At 34.3% G+C, this 17,181-nt stretch carries 18 protein-coding genes; 6 read left to right on the forward strand and 12 right to left on the reverse strand.

The window, feature by feature from the left end:
* Nucleotides 1-17 precede the first annotated feature (17 nt).
* The 6 genes from AC4AGG_RS04735 to AC4AGG_RS04760 all read left to right on the forward strand — a co-directional run bounded on the left by AC4AGG_RS04735 (nt 18) and on the right by AC4AGG_RS04760 (nt 6,806).
* A complete protein-coding gene (locus AC4AGG_RS04735) occupies nt 18-1,223 on the forward strand; it encodes an RsmB/NOP family class I SAM-dependent RNA methyltransferase (RefSeq protein ID WP_489770836.1) in 1,206 nt (401 codons plus the stop codon).
* Between the two features lie 9 nt (nt 1,224-1,232).
* Entirely contained in the window at nt 1,233-2,897 is a 1,665-nt protein-coding gene (locus tag AC4AGG_RS04740) for a GLPGLI family protein (RefSeq protein WP_489770837.1), read from the forward strand.
* 39 nt (nt 2,898-2,936) lie between these two features.
* On the forward strand, nt 2,937-3,110 hold the full coding sequence (locus AC4AGG_RS04745; protein WP_489770838.1) for a hypothetical protein: 174 nt from the start codon (nt 2,937-2,939) through the stop codon (nt 3,108-3,110).
* Nucleotides 3,111-3,284: 174 nt separating this feature from the next.
* Nucleotides 3,285-4,952: an asparagine synthase B gene (gene asnB / locus AC4AGG_RS04750; protein WP_489770839.1), complete on the forward strand. Its 1,668-nt coding sequence runs from the start codon at nt 3,285-3,287 to the stop codon at nt 4,950-4,952.
* A 136-nt stretch (nt 4,953-5,088) separates the two neighbouring features.
* Nucleotides 5,089-5,904 carry a hypothetical protein gene (locus AC4AGG_RS04755; protein ID WP_489770840.1) on the forward strand — a complete coding sequence of 272 codons (816 nt, stop codon included), beginning with the start codon at nt 5,089-5,091 and terminating at the stop codon, nt 5,902-5,904.
* A 332-nt stretch (nt 5,905-6,236) separates the two neighbouring features.
* The gene (locus AC4AGG_RS04760; protein ID WP_489770841.1) at nt 6,237-6,806 is read left to right on the forward strand and encodes a Crp/Fnr family transcriptional regulator; all 570 of its coding nucleotides are present in this window, start codon (nt 6,237-6,239) and stop codon (nt 6,804-6,806) included.
* Between the two features lie 143 nt (nt 6,807-6,949).
* On the opposite strand, the gene AC4AGG_RS04765 is transcribed toward AC4AGG_RS04760, so the two are convergent.
* The 12 genes from AC4AGG_RS04765 to AC4AGG_RS04820 form a co-directional block, all read right to left on the reverse strand.
* A complete protein-coding gene (locus tag AC4AGG_RS04765) occupies nt 6,950-7,264 on the reverse strand; it encodes an ATP-dependent Clp protease adaptor ClpS (protein WP_489770842.1) in 315 nt (104 codons plus the stop codon).
* Between the two features lies 1 nt (nt 7,265).
* Complete coding sequence (locus AC4AGG_RS04770) at nt 7,266-8,618, reverse strand: hemolysin family protein (RefSeq protein WP_489770843.1); 1,353 nt, start codon at nt 8,616-8,618, stop codon at nt 7,266-7,268.
* 51 nt (nt 8,619-8,669) lie between these two features.
* Nucleotides 8,670-9,611 (reverse strand): DUF8428 domain-containing protein, encoded by a 942-nt coding sequence (locus AC4AGG_RS04775; RefSeq protein ID WP_489770844.1) that lies wholly within the window; start codon nt 9,609-9,611, stop codon nt 8,670-8,672.
* The gene (locus AC4AGG_RS04780) at nt 9,601-11,034 is read right to left on the reverse strand and encodes an ATP-binding protein (RefSeq protein ID WP_489770845.1); all 1,434 of its coding nucleotides are present in this window, start codon (nt 11,032-11,034) and stop codon (nt 9,601-9,603) included. The genes AC4AGG_RS04775 and AC4AGG_RS04780 overlap by 11 nt, the downstream gene beginning before the upstream one ends.
* Before the next feature lie 112 nt (nt 11,035-11,146).
* Nucleotides 11,147-12,004 carry an ATP synthase F1 subunit gamma gene (gene atpG / locus AC4AGG_RS04785; RefSeq protein ID WP_489770846.1) on the reverse strand — a complete coding sequence of 286 codons (858 nt, stop codon included), beginning with the start codon at nt 12,002-12,004 and terminating at the stop codon, nt 11,147-11,149.
* A gap of 93 nt (nt 12,005-12,097) precedes the next feature.
* Nucleotides 12,098-13,675 carry a F0F1 ATP synthase subunit alpha gene (gene atpA, locus AC4AGG_RS04790; RefSeq protein ID WP_489770847.1) on the reverse strand — a complete coding sequence of 526 codons (1,578 nt, stop codon included), beginning with the start codon at nt 13,673-13,675 and terminating at the stop codon, nt 12,098-12,100.
* A 28-nt stretch (nt 13,676-13,703) separates the two neighbouring features.
* The gene (locus AC4AGG_RS04795) at nt 13,704-14,180 is read right to left on the reverse strand and encodes a hypothetical protein (RefSeq protein WP_489770848.1); all 477 of its coding nucleotides are present in this window, start codon (nt 14,178-14,180) and stop codon (nt 13,704-13,706) included.
* 12 nt (nt 14,181-14,192) lie between these two features.
* Complete coding sequence (gene atpH / locus AC4AGG_RS04800) at nt 14,193-14,732, reverse strand: ATP synthase F1 subunit delta (protein WP_489770849.1); 540 nt, start codon at nt 14,730-14,732, stop codon at nt 14,193-14,195.
* 2 nt (nt 14,733-14,734) lie between these two features.
* A complete protein-coding gene (locus tag AC4AGG_RS04805; RefSeq protein WP_489770850.1) occupies nt 14,735-15,235 on the reverse strand; it encodes a F0F1 ATP synthase subunit B in 501 nt (166 codons plus the stop codon).
* 99 nt (nt 15,236-15,334) lie between these two features.
* Nucleotides 15,335-15,535 carry an ATP synthase F0 subunit C gene (gene atpE, locus AC4AGG_RS04810; protein WP_489770851.1) on the reverse strand — a complete coding sequence of 67 codons (201 nt, stop codon included), beginning with the start codon at nt 15,533-15,535 and terminating at the stop codon, nt 15,335-15,337.
* Nucleotides 15,536-15,566: 31 nt separating this feature from the next.
* Entirely contained in the window at nt 15,567-16,739 is a 1,173-nt protein-coding gene (gene atpB / locus AC4AGG_RS04815; RefSeq protein WP_489770852.1) for a F0F1 ATP synthase subunit A, read from the reverse strand.
* A 62-nt stretch (nt 16,740-16,801) separates the two neighbouring features.
* Nucleotides 16,802-17,181 (reverse strand): hypothetical protein (locus AC4AGG_RS04820; protein WP_489770853.1); only part of this gene is annotated, 380 nt, incomplete at its 5' end.

Below are 17,181 nucleotides of genomic sequence, written 5' to 3' on the forward strand. Positions count from 1 at the left end.
TAATTTAAAATCTCCCAATGGAACTTATACACCGCAATCTTCTTATTGGCATCCACGATGCATTACAAGAAACATTTTTCGAAAAAAACAAATATGCCGATAAAGTAATCGAACGTCTTCTTAAAGCTCACAGAAAATGGGGAAGCCAAGACAGAGCTGTTGTTTCGGAGATTTTCTATAATATCATCCGATGGAAAAGAAGATGCGAATATTACATGGGAGAAGGCGTTAAACCAGGAAATGTCTACAAGCTCATTATGGCTTATTTGCTTTGGAGCAAAACCAAATTCAAAAAATTTGAAGAATTTGAAGGAATTAAGATGGCAGATATTCTCAAAAAACTAGAGAAAAATACTGTACCTTCAAAAGCAATTGAATACTCAATTCCTGATTGGTTGGCCGAAACTTTGGAAAGAGAATTAGGTAAAAACTGGGAAAGAGAAATGAAAGCTCTCAACGAACAAGCGCCAACAGTTCTCAGAACCAACACTTTGAAAACTTCTCCAAAACATCTTATTTCGGAGTTATTGGAAGAAAATGTTGAATGTTTCGAAATCCGTGGCTTTAAAGACGCTATCGAATTAAAAGAAAAGAAAAACGTGTTTTTAACTTCTGCCTTCAAAGAAGGTTTGTTCGAAGTTCAGGATGCTGGTTCTCAAAAAATCGGCGAATATTTGGAGGTAGAACCAGGGATGCGTGTAGTTGATGCATGTGCTGGAGCTGGTGGAAAAACCTTGCATTTGGCTGCCATCATGGAGAACAAAGGTCAAATCATCGCATTAGACATCTACGAATGGAAATTAGCAGAATTGAAGCGACGTGCAAAACGCGCAGGTGCTCATAATATAGAAACCCGAATGATTTCTGATAACAAAGTTATCAAAAGATTGTACGACAAAGCAGACCGCTTACTCATTGATGCACCTTGTTCTGGACTTGGAGTTCTCAAAAGAAATCCAGACAGCAAGTGGAAAATCGACCAAGACTTTATTGACAGAATTAAAGGAGAACAAGCTCAAATCCTCCAAGACTATTCCAAAATCATCAAGAAAGGAGGCAAATTAGTGTATGCAACATGCTCCATTTTACCGAGTGAAAACCGAGGACAAGTTGATTTATTTTTAAAAAATAATCCAGATTTTCAATTAGTTAAAGACGAGAGCGTGATGCCGAGTGAGGGGTTTGATGGTTTTTACATGGCGCAATTGGTGAGGAATGCCTAAATTGGTCAGATGAAAAAATTTGTCCTACTATCCGTTTTATTTTTTGTTAAATTATCAGCTCAAACCTATCAAATAACCTATACCAACACATTCGAAGGAAAGGAAGTTACAGACCAAGACAAGTCAATAACTTATGCCAACTCAACGGAATGTTATATGTTGACAGAAAGTATTTTGACCGGAAAGAAAGAGATTCCTTACGAAATTCAAAAAACGGAAATCAAGGCAGGAAAATTTCAAAGATTTGCTTTCTTACAAAACAATAGGATTGTATATAGTGTAGACGAAAAGACACTCTCCCAATATCAATTTGAGTTAAAGGAGGGTAGCAAGAAAATCCTAGGCTATCATTGTAAAAAAGCAACGACTGTTGTCAACTCTAATACCGTAGAAGTCTGGTATACCAATGACCTTAAAATTAATGGTGGGCCGAGAATCTACGGACAAAATCTAGGTCTTGTTTTGGAAATATCTTGGAACGGTAACCGCGGTTCTGTAGCTACTGATGTAAAGAAAATCAAAAATTTTAACCAAGAAAAACTATTTGCAGATAAAAAAATTGAAGAAGTTGATGCCATTACTTATGCAGATGAACTTTGGAAAAGTAGATTCACCAATATTTCTGTATTTAAGAATCAAACGCTTAATTTTCTAAAGGAAAATCAGTCTGATCTTATCATTAAAAAATTCAATTCGGGAACAACGGTTTTGAAAAAGGTAAAATTCCCAGTAATAAAGTCAGATGAAAACGTTTTTATCCAACTTACTGAAAAATCCAACGGCGATGCCTATGATAGAACGGGTTCTGTATTCTTGATTCCTGAAGGAAAAGAAAAATACTTCTTTGACGAAAACGAGAAATCGAAGATCCCATCCTACAAAAGCGGAAACGGAAATTCTTATAGAGGTGCTATCTCAGCTGACAATTATGAAGTTCCATTAGAATTAATGCGCTTCTACACTCCTTTTGGAGTTGGAAAATACAATGAAAAAATTCAGCTAAAAGGTCAATCATGGGAAGACCAAGCTCCTTACCGACAAGACATCTCAGAAATGGCAAACCAATTAAGTGGTAAAGAAATTTGGGTAGGCGTTTCTATTGAAAACTATGACAAGGGTGGACATCTCATTGATTTGGATATTTCCATTCATAACGACGGACTAGTAGTTTTCGGTGGAGATTATACAAAACCTCTTTTCAACACTGTCAATCAAATACCAATTTGGGACAATTCGTATGTTGATTTATTTAGCGACCCAGAAGGATTAGAAGTAAGTTTTAATTTAGAAAAAAATCTAGACAACGCTTACCTAAGATACGTATCAACTGGTCACGGAGGTTGGGAAGCTGGCGATGAATTTTTACCAAAAGAGAATAAAATTTCGTTGGATGGTCAGATGATTTTTAATTTCATTCCATGGAGAACGGATTGTGGAAGCTATCGTTCTTACAATCCTGCTTCTGGTAATTTCAACAACGGACTTTCCTCTTCAGATTTTAGTCGAAGCAATTGGTGTCCTGGGACTACAACCAACCCAATCTTTATCCCTTTAGGCAACCTAAAGGCTGGAAAACACACAATAAAAGTTCAGATTCCTTTAGGTAAACCTGATGGCGGAAGTTATAGTAGTTGGAATATTAGTGGCACGCTGATTGGCAAGGTTCCCAAATAACGATTAACCTCAAAAATACAAAACAAAAAAAAACACACAATGACTTCCGACAATATTGTCAATTACTACAACCAATTAGCTTCTGATTACGACGAAGACCGTTTTGGTAACTCCTACGGAAAGTTTATTGACACCCAAGAAAGGAAAATTTTATTTAAAATCTGTTTCGATATTCAGAAATCAAAAGGTGGTTTCAGCTTCTCGGTATTTTAACTAAATAATTTTCGTTGAAACCAACCAAAAAACATTAAAAAACGTAAAATTTTAATTCAAATTAAATTTTTAAAGAAAAATATTAACTAAAGTGTAATTTTACTTGCAATTTTTAAATCACATTAATATCATTGCATTACAATTAATCTAAATCTTAAAAAAACAACTTAAAATATGTGTGGAATTGTATGCCTGTTTGATGCAAAACAAAAGACGGAAACTTTGAGGTCGCAAGTGTTAGAAATGTCAAAAAAAATCCGTCATCGCGGACCAGATTGGAGTGGTGTATATCAAGATGATCAAGTGATTTTTTCTCATGAAAGACTGGCTATTGTTGACCCAACTTCTGGAAAACAACCTCTTTTTTCAACCGACGGAAAAATCGTGTTGGCTGTTAATGGAGAAATCTATAATCATAGAGAACTTCGAAGAGAATTTCCCGACTACGCCTTCCAAACCGAATCTGATTGCGAAGTAATTATCCCTCTATTCCAAAAATATGGAAAAGACTTTTTGGATAAACTGAATGGAATTTTTGCTTTCTCTGTTTATGATTCGGAGACCGATACTTATTTAGTTGCAAGAGACCACATGGGAATCTGTCCATTGTATCAAGGATGGGACAAAAGTGGTAATTATTATATTGCTTCGGAACTTAAGGCTTTAGAAGGAGTTTGTAACGTAATAGAATCATTTCTTCCTGGCCATTTACTTTTCAATAAAGATGGTCACGAGCTTCAACAGTGGTACGTTAGAGACTGGGAAAACTACGAAAACGTAAAAGACAACGAAACCAACATAGCAGAGCTAAGAAAGGCCTTGGAGGAAGCTGTTCACAGACAACTAATGAGTGATGTACCTTATGGCGTTCTGCTTTCGGGAGGATTAGACTCATCCATTACTTCTGCAATCGCTGCAAAATATGCAAGACAAAGGATTGAAAGTGGTGACACGCAAGAAGCATGGTATCCTAGATTACATAGTTTTGCCGTAGGATTAGAAGGTTCACCTGATTTAGCAGCTGCAAAAAAAGCTTCAGAACATATTGGCTCTGTACATCACGAAATTCATTTTACAATTCAGGAAGGATTAGATGCCGTTAGAGATGTTATTTATCATTTAGAAACTTATGATGTGACAACGATTCGTGCTTCTACACCGATGTACCTGATGGCGAGAGTTATCAAATCTATGGGTATTAAAATGGTGCTTTCTGGAGAAGGAAGCGATGAGTTATTTGGGGGCTATCTATATTTCCACAAAGCGCCAAATGCCAAAGAACTTCATGAGGAAACAGTAAGAAAACTTGGGAAGCTTCACCTTTATGATTGTCTAAGAGCTAACAAATCACTGATGGCTTGGGGAATTGAAGGGCGCGTTCCGTTTTTGGATAAAGAATTCATGGATGTCGCAATGCGCATCAACCCAACCGACAAATTAGTAGGCTCTCACGAACCAAAAATCGAGAAATGGGTACTTCGCAAAGCTTTTGAAGACTTGCTTCCAGAGAATATTGCATGGAGACAAAAAGAGCAATTCTCCGATGGTGTAGGATATTCGTGGATTGATACCTTGAAAGAGGTTGCAGAAAAAGAAGTGAGTGATGAAATGATGACAAATGCAAAATTCAGATTTCCTCTTAACACTCCGCAAAACAAAGAAGAATATCGATACAGAACCATTTTTGAGGAACACTTCCCAAGTGAAACAGCTGCTGCAACAGTACCTTCTGTCCCATCTGTGGCTTGCTCAACACCAATTGCTTTAGAATGGGATGAAGCATTCAAAAAAATGAATGACCCAAGCGGAAGAGCTGTCAATGTACACGACACCGCCTATTAATGAATAACAACATAAATCCTCTGACACGCAGAGGATTTTTTTATGGTAAAACATCATTCGGATAAATTTAACATTCTATCCCAATTATTATCGAAGAAATAGTTATATTTGAAAAAAGTTTAAAAAAATTGATAAAATGAAGAGAAGAGTTATTCTATTGTTTTCTTTAGTGGCGTTAAGTTTTGCCTTTGGACAAAATAAAAATAAATTTAGCGATATCCTTAATACCAAGAAGTTAGGATATGCTTATAAAAAAGAAGTAAAAGAGCGTGACAAACCAGATTTCTTTCAACAGTATTATTGGGTAAGCAAAGCAGAATATCTGCGTTCTTTCAAACATCTAAGCTCTATCAAGCCTATCGTTTTTTATGAATTTGTAAGCGAGATTACTCCGGTTATTCCCAACAAAGGTCTTGACGACAAGCAAAAACAACTGAGAAAAGATTCGGACGAAGCTTTAACTAATTTTTTTATCAACAGAAAGTTCGATAGTCCATTATTACCTCAAAACCTAGATACGTTTGTGGATCCAACTGGAGAAAAATATGTAGCAGAAGTTGATCCAGAAAAAGTTGCTGAATTGGTTCCAAAAGAGCTTTTTACCTTCACAACTAAAAACAAAAACAATACTGAGCAGAAAACGTATTACCTCTGGATTCCAAAAGGAAAAGATGACTATAAATTTGTTGAGGCTTTTCCTGGAGAAAAAGACAAGGCTTTCAAAGAAAAATTAAATAAGTACATACCTGGATTCGAAATCCCTAAATTTGTACCAACCGTTGAGGTAGGTGATAAAAGAGATAAAAGAACGGAAGGATATTATTTCATCACTCCATTTCAAGTAGGCAGCAATAACATCGTTTACAAAACCAAAGATTTCAAAGACTTTGAATTGGTAAGATATAAGAAAGCTGGAGGTCCTTGGATGGATGTTGAGCTAAAAGATCAATAGAATCATCAAATGCAATCATATCAAAACCTGTTTTTCAAAACAGGTTTTTTTTTGTAACCGAATGAATTCTAATGAGGGTACATTCTTATAACTACAACTTTTGGTCAAGCTATTGCAAAATCACCATTTTTTAGCATTACTAAATTGTTAAAAACAATAAAAAAAACAACAATATTTCTTATAATTTAAAAAAATATTATCTTTATCTCAAATTTTTTGAAATAATAGACCTATTTATAAAATATAATTAGTGTAAAATTTCGCACTTATATTATTTTTTACAGAATTATTTTACCCAAAAAATTGAAATCTAGAAAAACTAACTATTAACTATGGAGGAAATCGAACAAATTCTACTTTTGTGCACGATAAAAGATCAGGATGCAAAAGCAGAGCTTGCAAAATGTTTTGAAATTATTGAACTAAAAAAAAATGAAGATTTACTTCGCTTTAATGAAATAGGACGTAACTCATATTATGTAATTGAAGGCTGTGTAAGAGAATTCGCAATTAAGGATAACGGAGAAGAACGCAATCTTAATTTCTACTTCAAAAAATCATATATAATGCCTCTTGATATGCAGAACGATTCTAAAATTGGACAACAATGTCTTTTTGACACCAAATTACTGAAATTACATCAGGAAAAATTTGATTACTTATGTAAAAAATATCATGATGTTGAAACTACAAGAAGAAAAATTCTAGAAAAGATTTCAGAAAAATTCATGAAATCCCACCATGAAATGTTAACATTGAGCCCAAAAGAAAAGTACATTAAATTGGTGCAAGAAAATGAAGAAATAGTTAATAGAATACCAGTAAAACACATTGCAGGATACCTTGGAGTACATCCTAATAGCCTCAGTAGAATAAGAAAAAGAATTTCAACAAATTACTAAAAAATGCCTCAATCAATTGAGGCATTATCATTTGTGTTTTACATTGACTTACGTCAATATTAAAAACAAAAGTAGACTAAACTACACGTACAAAAACAAACATTTGTTAGGCCGTGTAAAATAATTTATATTTTGAATAAATTTTAGGAAATTATTTCGCTGGTCAACTCGCGGGATAATAGCTTCTCGTGCATTGGTTTAAGAATATCAATACTACCACTTTTAACAGTGCATTTTCCCTTGTAATGAACAAGGATTGTGCATTGCTCTGCTTGTTCAACGGAATGACCACATATCTCGATGAGAGAATCAATAACAAAATCAAAAGTATGCACATCATCATTCCAAAGTACCAGCTTACTAACTTGGTCGGTTTCATCCAAAACTGCGATGTCCTCTTCGTACTCTCGCTTTGGATTCTCATAATCATGGATATTATAAAAAACCTTGTTCTTCATGCTACTTGGTTTCTTCGTTAGACTCATCCTCTTCTTCAGTCTCCGGATCAAGAAGTTGAAGCTCTACCACTTCAACACTCTTATTGACCATTTTCAAAATTTTAAAATGATAATGACCAATATTAAATTCTTGATTCTCTTCTGGAATATCTTCTAAATGATGCAAGATAAAACCGGCCAAAGTATTGAACTCACCTTCTTCCGGTAATTGCTCTGGTAGAAACTCGTTGATTTCATCCAAAGGCTGAGTTGCTTGCACCCAATAGGTGTTCTCTCCTACTTTATCAACAACCTTATCTTCGTCATCTTCCTCATCTTGAATTTCGCCAACTAGCTCCTCCAAAATATCTTCTAAAGTAATAATACCTTCTGTCCCACCGAACTCATCAATGACAATTGCAATATGTTGTTTTTTCTGTTGAAAAACCTTTAACAAATCTGAAATTTTCTTACTTCCAACTACAAAGAAAGCGTCTCTCATTAAAGTTCGGAGTACTTCATGATCCATTACTCCTTTTCTTTTGATATACTCGCGAATAATCTCCTTAGTATACAAAATACCAATAATCTTATCAATGGAATCCTCATAGACCGGAATTCTAGAATATCCACTATCCATAATCTCATTAATGATATCTTCAACTGGATCTTCGATATCAATTGATAAAATATTCTGCCTTGGAACCATAATTTGCTTCGCCGAATGATCGGTAAAGTCAAAAGCGTTTTTGATAATCTCGTAGTTTTCTTCTTGAATCTCACCCGAATCAGCAGATTGCTTCACAAGCAGCTGCAATTCCTCTGTAGAATGGATTTCGTGATCTGATACGGGATGTATCTTTATCAGCCTTAAAAAGCCATTAGAAAACGTATTCATCATCCATATAAATGGTCTGAAAATATTATAGAACAATTTCAAAGGTGGTGCAATCAATAAAGTAGTAGATTCTGCCTTTCTAATAGCGATTGACTTTGGAACCAATTCGCCAAAGACAATATGCATGATAGTTATAATCAAGAAACTGATTACTAAAGAAATCGTTGTTATTGTAGAATCTAAAATATTCCAATTAAAATAATGGAAGATATTCTCAACAATATGATGTAAAGCGCTTTCTCCTACCCAACCTAGTGCAAGAGAGGCCAAAGTAATACCCAACTGTGTTGCAGATAGATAAGCATCCAGGTGCTTTATAATATGCTCCGCCTGTTTAGCCATGGAATCTCCTTCAGCTGCCTTCAACTGAATCTGAGAATACCGGACTTTTACTATTGAGAATTCAGCGGCTACGAAAAAACCATTAAGAAGTACTAAAAACAAAGCTATCAAAAGCTTGACTATGTCTGAATCCATTTAAAATTTTAATAATTGTTGCAAAGATAAATATTTTTTTCTTCTTAATAATTATTCCAATGTTTTGGTCACTTTTCCAATTCTCATCGCATTATTAGAGACTTTGTCAATCTCGTATACCTCAATGATGTAATCTCCTCTTTCAAAGTTTTCGCTATCCCAAACCAATTCGATGGTTTTGTGTTCTCCTTTTGTATAATCAACCGTCGTCTTATCAGAATATGTCGTGGATACCCCATCATAACTGAAGGTTCCAGAAGGACGATTAGAAAACGTAAAAACGCTTCCATCTGGCTTTCTCATGACCAAATACAAGGTTTTAACGCCGGAATCTGCAACTTTATTTTCTTCAATATCAAGACCTAATTTAATTCTATCAATTTTGGAAGCTTTCTCTGTTTCAACTTCTTTTCCGTTACTTCTAACTTTGAAACTTCGAAGTGCAAAGTTGGATAATCTCAACTTTGAAGCATATTCTAATAGCTCATCTTTCTTGTCTGATTCTTTTTGGACATACACAATTTTAGATGCAAGACTCTTCTTATCTTTATCCAAAAGTCCAATTTTTCTCATCAATTCTTCAATCTCGCTTTCGTTCTTAGCTTTAATCCCATTAAGAGTGGTATTATCACCAGTAAGTGATTGATTTTCTGCTTGCAAAGACTTAATCTTTTCGCGATAATCAGTGAGAACCATTTGATTCATATCTCTCATGATTTTCTTTACCTCCTTAAGTTCCTCCTCACTCACCTCACTCTTCTTCATCAGGTCATCAATCTTCTTCTTTTGGACCATCATCTGCTCATTATTAGCACCAACTACAATCATAGCATTTTCCAAGTCTTTTTGCATGTACTCATACTCTGTCTTGAGATCGTTGAATTGCGATTGAATCTCGGCTTTGGACATATCGTTATTAAAGCTATCATATAGCAGATAGCCTGTCACTCCTAGAAGGAGAATCGATAAAATGGTTATGATGTTATTCTTCACTTTTTAAATAAAATTCAATAAAAAACTGTGTTCCCTGATCCTGCACACTATTAAACCAGATTTTTCCATTATAATCCTCCACAATCTTCTTAACCATTGAAAGTCCCAATCCCATTCCAGAACTTTTAGTGGTGAACTTTGGAAGAAATACTTTTTCTTGGTAATCCTTTGGAATCCCATTCCCATTATCTTCAATTGTAATTAAAAATTTATTGAAAGATGCATACAAATTTACATTAATTTTTTTATTTCTTCTATCAGGAATCGCTTGTAGTCCATTTTTCACAATATTGGTTACAACTCTTGTTAGATAAAGATGGTCAATGACATAATAGAGACTGTCCACATTGGTTTCAAACTTAACAGTTTCTTCAGGATAAATGCTTAACGATCTTCTAATGGTATCGACCACGTCAATCTCTACATCATTATTAACAGGCATTTTTGCAAAATCCGAAAACGACTTTGTAATTGATGAAATGAGGTCAATCTGATGAATAATTGATTTGGTAAGATTCTTTACTTTTTCAGGGTTTTCTTCATCTTCTGGGTCATATTTTCTCTGAAAATTCTGAACTGTCAAACGTAAAGGTGTCAAAGGATTATTAATTTCATGAGCCACCTGCTTCGCCATTTCTTTCCATGCTTCTTCCCTCTCAGTCTTCTGTAAAAGGTGTGTTTGGTCTTTGATTTTATCAAGCATATAGTTATAAGATATAACCAAAGGTTTAATCTCATCATTATAAGCATATTCCAAAGGCTCATTAAGATATACTACATTAGTATCGTGCAGCTTGGATGCCACATCATTGATTTTCTCAGTTAAAGACTTGGAAATATACCACGAAATAAGCCCTGATAACACCATTAAAAATACTAACAGCAGCAAAAACTGCTTGATGATCACATTGGTCTGATACTCCGTAGAAGAATAATTAAGGATGGACTGGGTATTAACAATAGCGACAGGAACTCTATCCTTCTTAATATAATTATAGGTGCCAACAAAATTAGTTTTAGACTTACTGATGCTACTATCTATCTCAATCCTTTCACCAGTCGCTCGCATTTCCTTTAAAATACTCTTATTAAGTGGCCGAACAATGTTCTTACTTCCTGCAATAAAATTACCTTCTAAATCATAAACTATAACGTTAGTATCAAAGACATTTGCCAATTCGTAGACTTTGGACTTAATCAAAGAATCGGATTCTGCCTTTGTATAGTTCTTATTGCCTAAAATATAATTAAATGAATCTACTACTCTGTTCTCAACAAGAGCTAAACTTTTTCGTTTATTATCTTTTATACGATTACTATTTTGGTAAAAAATGATAAGTAGTACCACCACCAACGACAAAAAATTCACGAATAACAATGCAATAAATATTTTATTTCGAAATAATGTATTCTTGATGTTCATTGGAAAACTAAGTGGTTAACAAATTTAAAAAAAATAAAATTAAGCAAGCTCTATAATGAAAAAAAGGCATCATTTCTGACGCCTTTTTATATAAAATAAATTTTTCTGCTTTTTAGCTGCCTTTTAAAGCTTCTGCTCCAGATACGATTTCAAGAATCTCACCTGTAATAGCGGCCTGTCTAGCTTTGTTGTAGTTAATAACTAACTCGTTCTTCAAAGCTTGGGCGTTATCCGTAGCTTTATGCATTGCTGTCATCCTTGCCCCATGCTCTGATGCTACTGAATCCAAAATAGCCTTATAAACTTGAGTCTTGATAGATTTTGGAATCAAATTATCCAAAATTTCTTTACTGTTAGGTTCAAAAACATAATCAGTATTAGCCCCAGCTTTTTTCTCAGGCATTGAAATTGGCATTACCTGCTCTGTAGTTACTACTTGAGTTGCAGCATTAACAAATTTGTTATAGACAACATATACTTTATCGAATACTCCATCTTTGTAATCCATCATAACTCCATCCATAAATTCGGAAACGGACTGGAAATTAACGTGGTCAAAGATAGAACTCTCATTACCGTAAATGGTACGAGTTTTCTTTAAAGAATCATATACCTTTTTACCAACAGTTAAAACTTGTACTTCTTGCGAAACATTAGATACCTGTTGATTAAATTCCTTAATGATTGAAGAGTTAAATGCTCCTGCCAAACCTCTATTAGAAGTTACAACAATGTACAAAATCTTCTTAACATCACGTGGAGCGATAAAGGTTGAATTATCTTCCAAATCCGTTCCAGAGCTAACATTTTCGATTAACTCAGTTAACTTTTCGGAGTAAGGCCTCAACATTACAATGGCGTCTTGAGCTTTCTTAAGTTTTGCTGCAGCAACCATCTTCATTGCACTGGTAATCTGCATTGTAGAACTTATCGAAACAATTCGTCCACGTATTTCTTTTAAGTTTGCCATTTAGATAATGGGTTATTATTGTTTGAAAGTTTGATGTGGTTTGATATAGTTCAATCAAAGTCAAACAATATCAAACCCTCAAACAATTAATTTTTAATTATATTTTCCAACTAAATCTTTCGCAGCTTGCTTCAATACAGAAGTAACACTGTCATCGATTTTTCCTGCTTTGATTGCAGCCATTGTTTCTGGATGCTTAGTTCTTAAGAAATCTACATACTCTTTAGTAAATTCTTTAACTTTTCTTACAGGAATATCTCTCATTAAGTTTTCAGTTCCAGCGTACACCATTGCAACCTGATTTTCTACAGGAAGTGGTGAGTTAACTGGTTGTTTCAAAACTTCCACGTTTTTCTCCCCTTTAGAGATAACAGCAAGAGTTGAAGCATCAAGGTCAGAACCAAATTTAGCAAACGCTTCCAATTCTTTGTATTGAGCTTGGTCTAATTTCAAAGTACCAGATACTTTCTTCATGGATTTAATCTGAGCATTACCTCCTACACGAGATACAGAGATACCTACGTTAATCGCTGGACGAACCCCAGAGTTAAATAAATCTGATTCCAAGAAAATCTGTCCGTCAGTAATCGAAATTACGTTGGTCGGAATATATGCAGAAACGTCACCTGCTTGAGTTTCGATAATTGGAAGTGCAGTTAATGAACCACCACCTTTTACGATTGGTCTCAAAGACTCAGGAAGGTCATTCATTTGAGAAGCAATAGCATCATCGTTGATTACTTTTGCAGCTCTTTCTAATAATCTTGAGTGAAGATAGAAAACGTCTCCAGGATAAGCTTCACGTCCCGGTGGTCTTCTCAAAAGAAGAGAAAGCTCACGATAAGCAACCGCTTGCTTTGACAAATCATCATAAATAATTAAAGCTGGTCTTCCTGAATCACGGAAAAATTCTCCGATGGAAGCACCTGCCATTGGCGCATATACCTGCATTGGTGAAGGGTCAGATGCATTAGCTGCAACTACTACTGTATAAGCTAAAGCTCCTTTATCTTCTAATGTTTTTACAATTTGAGCTACAGTTGAACCTTTTTGTCCTACTGCAACATAAATACAATATACTGGTTGACCAGCATCGTAGAATTCTCTTTGGTTAAGGATTGTATCAATAGCAACAGTCGTCTTACCAGTCTGACGGTCACCAATAATAAGCTCTCTTTGTCCTCTTCCTACCGGAATCATAGAGTCAATCGCAACGATACCTGTTTGTAAAGGCTCGTTAACAGGTTGACGATAGATAACTCCAGGAGCTTTTCTTTCCAATGGCATTTCATAAAGCTCTCCAGCAATTGGACCTTTACCATCGATTGGATTTCCAAGAGTATCAACAACTCTTCCCAACATTCCTTCTCCAACTTTGATTGAAGAAATTCTCTTGGTTCTGTTAACAGTATCTCCTTCTTTTACTAATTTAGACTCACCCAAAAGCGCAACACCTACGTTGTCTTCTTCCAAGTTAAGTACAATTCCTTCAATACCAGATTGGAATCTTACCAACTCCCCGTATTGAACATTTTCTAAACCGTAAACACGAGCAATACCATCACCAATCTGAAGTACAGTACCAACTTCTTCCACATTGGATTGAGTATCAAAATTTGCTAATTGTTGTTTTAAAATTGCTGAAACTTCAGCCGGATTTATTTCTGCCATTGTATGGTTGTTTTTGTCTTATATAAAATTATTTTCCAATTCCTACTCCAATATTAACACTGTTCTGAGGACTTGGAGTACTATTCTGATTAATAATTACAGTAGTATCAGTATCACTGTAGTCTTTATGATATCTAATTTTGAAATTTTTAAAATTTTCTAAATTAATTTGACAAGACTTGGAATCTATTACACCTTCTTCAATCAGTTTCTCAATAAAATCTGTTTTAAAATTCATTGCCATTGCGTCCAAAGTAACAAATTCGTCAGAACCTGAAAACTGAATCTTAAAATAAGTTTTATCATATTTTGATTTTGCTCCGTCAATATAAAACAACTTTTTGTCATCTAAGGAATAAAAATTGTTATAATAAGACATACTTTTAGAAGTATACTTCATACACTTTTCTTTATTAATGAAGACAAAACCATCCTTTAATTTCACATTTTGTCCAAAAGCAAAACAAGAAAAAAAGAATAATGATAATAATAATATTTTTTTCATCACAAAAAGATATTAATTCATCTGAAAATTCTTTCTGATTCCATTCAATTTAGATTGAACAGAAGCATCAATTTGCTGGTCTCCTACTCTAAGAATGTATCCACCAAGAATCTCAGGTTTGATATTAGTCGTCAAATCAAATTGCTTCCCTTCCTTCAACATTCCAGAATTCTTAAGAATAGCATCTACATTTTGTGACGTAAGAGCAGTAGCTGAAGTCAATGTTATCCTTTGGATTCCATTGATATCTTCCACTTTTTTTATAAATTCTTGTGCAATACCTCCCAATTGTTTCTCTCTTCCTTGTCTTATCACCAAAGTAATAAAGTTACGTGAAGAAACCGAAAATTGATTAAAAATCTGAGCTGCTACAGCAATCTTCTTTTTAGCATCAATAAAAGGAGTTCCAAAAAATTGATTCAACTCTTTAGATTCCTTCATAATCTTCACGATATCCTTCATCTCACCAAAAACGGTAGAAGTAACACCAGTTTCTTGTGAAAATTCTAACAAACCTTGAGCGTATCTTTTTGCTACTTTAGATGTACGCATTTTTAGTTAAGATTAGATTGGTTAAGAATATTTTGAACTAATGCATTCTGAGCATCGTTATTGTCTAATTTTTGTTGCAAAATCTGTTCAGCAATATTCACTGACAAAGCACCAATTTGGTTCTTAATATCAGCCATAGCTGCAGACTTCTCAGCCTGGATAGATTGTCTTGCATTGTCAATCATCTTATCTCCTTCTGATTTAGCAGCATCTTTTGCTTCGTTAACGATTTTGTCCTTAATTTCTCTTGCCTCTTTCAAAATAGCATCTCTTTCCATTTTTGCTTCACGGATGATGTGCTCGTTCTCAGATTTAAGATTTTGAACTTCTTTTCTTGCTAATTCAGCTTGATTCAAAGCATCTTGAATAGAAACTTCTCTCTCGTTAATTGAATTAAGAATTGGCTTCCATGCAAATTTTCCTAAAACAAAAAGTAGGAATACAAAGATGATGGATTGGATAATAAATAATCCTGATGAAAATTGATTAAGTAAATCTGCCATGATTTATGATCTAATATAAGTTTGTATAATTTTTAAAATTGAATTAAATCATTGACCGTAACCAACCGTTAATCGGTCAATGATAAATTTTTCAAGGAATTAACCTTCGCTTGTTGCAAATAAAGCTGCAAACGCTAACCCTTCTACAAGAGCAGCAGCGATCAACATCGCAGTTTGAAGTTTTCCTGCTTGTTCTGGCTGACGAGCCATCCCTTCTAAAGCTGATGCACCGATTTTACCGATACCAATACCAGCTCCGATTACGATTAGACCTGCTCCAATAATTCTTGGCATGTTCATAATAATATAATTTTAAAAATTAGTTTCTAGATTAATGTGCCATTCCTTCTTCACCTTCATGATGATGCTCTTCATTAGCCATACCAAAGTATACCGCAGATAACATAGTGAAGATGTACGCTTGAAGAAATGCAACAAGGATTTCAATTAAATATAACATTACGGTTAACAAAGGAAATAATGACCCTGCTATCCAGTTTTTGTAAATATAGATTAGTCCAATTAGAGTCATGATTACAATATGCCCAGCTGTCATATTTGCAAAAAGACGTATTAGCAATGAGAAAGGCTTAATAATAACTCCGATAATTTCGATGAAAGCCATTACGATTTTCATTGGAACAGGAACACCCGGCATCCAGAAAATATGCTTCCAATAATTACCATTTGCAGTAAATTGAGTTAAGATAAAAGTTACAAGAGCTAAAGAAGCAGTAACAGCTATGTTACCTGTAACATTAATACCAAAAGGCATTAATCCAAAAATATTTAAGAATAAAATGAAGAAGAAAACCGTTAGAAGGTAATTCATATACTTCTTATATTTCGCACCAATATTTGGTTTTGCAATTTCATCTCTTACGAAAATAATCATTGGCTCCAAGAACCTACCAGCACCCTTAGGTAAAGCCGAATTCTTGTAATTTCTAGCCATAGAGCCGAACAACCAAATCATCATTAATGATACAACCAAGATCATTAATACACTCTTCGTAATTGACAAATCAATTACTTTAGCATTTTCTGCATGACCACTCTTATCAAGATTGATCGTTCCTGCTGCATCTGTTTTATAGATTTTTTCGTGATATAAAGCATATTTTTGACCTTTGCTTTCAATCACTTGATATTTCTTTCCGTGAGCATCTAGTTTTTCTTCACCATGATGAAACTTAGAACTCATAAAATAATGCAATCCATTATCTTGATCATAAAAAATAACTGGTAGAGAGAATCTGATGTGATGCTCTGATCCATCTTCTTTCTTTTCCACCATGATATCAAAGCTGTGACCATCCAACAAGTGATGATCAATAAAATCTTTGTTTTCTTTTTGGGTTTTTACTTTTTCCTGTTGTTCAGGAGTTAAAGCTTTACTTTCGGTAACCTCGTGATTTTCAGGAGCAGCACCTTCAGAATGTTGCGCAGATGCAAAAGAAAATGAGATAAAAAGACCTACGAATACTACAATTTGTTTCAGCATTGACATATTTCATTTAAAGTTTTGCAAAAGTAGGTAAAAAAACTAACTCTACAAATAAAGGCTTACTGATTTTTTTCATTTTTTAACAGATGAATCGCATAGAAGGTTTCGATCATTAGTGAAATCAAATAAGGTGGAATAAAATGCATTTTATAATGAGGAACTTCGGAAAGATTTAACTTTTTCATTACCAATAAAATAATAGACAATTTGAAGAATAGAAGACCCAAAAATGCAAACCCTATATATTGAGGAAAAATAGATTTCATTAAAGTCAAAACCGTAAAGACCGTAAAAAAAAGCATCGTCATAAAAATGTAATACCTAATAAAAATTGATGTCGGACCCGCATCCAACCATTTCCATATCGCAAAATGTATCGCTACCATCAATAGATACATAATTACATAGATCCCGCCTTTTGATAATTTATCCATTCCTA

The organism is Chryseobacterium sp. CG10_8, from assembly GCF_058117085.1.

Excerpts from the sequence above, each read along its gene's own strand:
- AC4AGG_RS04780 (WP_489770845.1), bottom strand. The coding sequence starts at position 11,034 with ATGAACATCAAGAATACATTATTTCGAAATAAAATATTTATTGCATTG.
- atpG (WP_489770846.1), bottom strand. The coding sequence starts at position 12,004 with ATGGCAAACTTAAAAGAAATACGTGGACGAATTGTTTCGATAAGTTCT.
- asnB (WP_489770839.1), top strand. The coding sequence starts at position 3,285 with ATGTGTGGAATTGTATGCCTGTTTGATGCAAAACAAAAGACGGAAACT.
- AC4AGG_RS04805 (WP_489770850.1), bottom strand. The coding sequence starts at position 15,235 with ATGGCAGATTTACTTAATCAATTTTCATCAGGATTATTTATTATCCAA.
- AC4AGG_RS04745 (WP_489770838.1), top strand. The coding sequence starts at position 2,937 with ATGACTTCCGACAATATTGTCAATTACTACAACCAATTAGCTTCTGAT.
- atpA (WP_489770847.1), bottom strand. The coding sequence starts at position 13,675 with ATGGCAGAAATAAATCCGGCTGAAGTTTCAGCAATTTTAAAACAACAA.
- AC4AGG_RS04795 (WP_489770848.1), bottom strand. The coding sequence starts at position 14,180 with ATGAAAAAAATATTATTATTATCATTATTCTTTTTTTCTTGTTTTGCT.
- AC4AGG_RS04765 (WP_489770842.1), bottom strand. The coding sequence starts at position 7,264 with ATGAAGAACAAGGTTTTTTATAATATCCATGATTATGAGAATCCAAAG.
- atpH (WP_489770849.1), bottom strand. The coding sequence starts at position 14,732 with ATGCGTACATCTAAAGTAGCAAAAAGATACGCTCAAGGTTTGTTAGAA.
- AC4AGG_RS04755 (WP_489770840.1), top strand. The coding sequence starts at position 5,089 with ATGAAGAGAAGAGTTATTCTATTGTTTTCTTTAGTGGCGTTAAGTTTT.
- AC4AGG_RS04760 (WP_489770841.1), top strand. The coding sequence starts at position 6,237 with ATGGAGGAAATCGAACAAATTCTACTTTTGTGCACGATAAAAGATCAG.
- AC4AGG_RS04735 (WP_489770836.1), top strand. The coding sequence starts at position 18 with ATGGAACTTATACACCGCAATCTTCTTATTGGCATCCACGATGCATTA.
- AC4AGG_RS04740 (WP_489770837.1), top strand. The coding sequence starts at position 1,233 with ATGAAAAAATTTGTCCTACTATCCGTTTTATTTTTTGTTAAATTATCA.
- AC4AGG_RS04770 (WP_489770843.1), bottom strand. The coding sequence starts at position 8,618 with ATGGATTCAGACATAGTCAAGCTTTTGATAGCTTTGTTTTTAGTACTT.
- atpB (WP_489770852.1), bottom strand. The coding sequence starts at position 16,739 with ATGCTGAAACAAATTGTAGTATTCGTAGGTCTTTTTATCTCATTTTCT.
- atpE (WP_489770851.1), bottom strand. The coding sequence starts at position 15,535 with ATGAACATGCCAAGAATTATTGGAGCAGGTCTAATCGTAATCGGAGCT.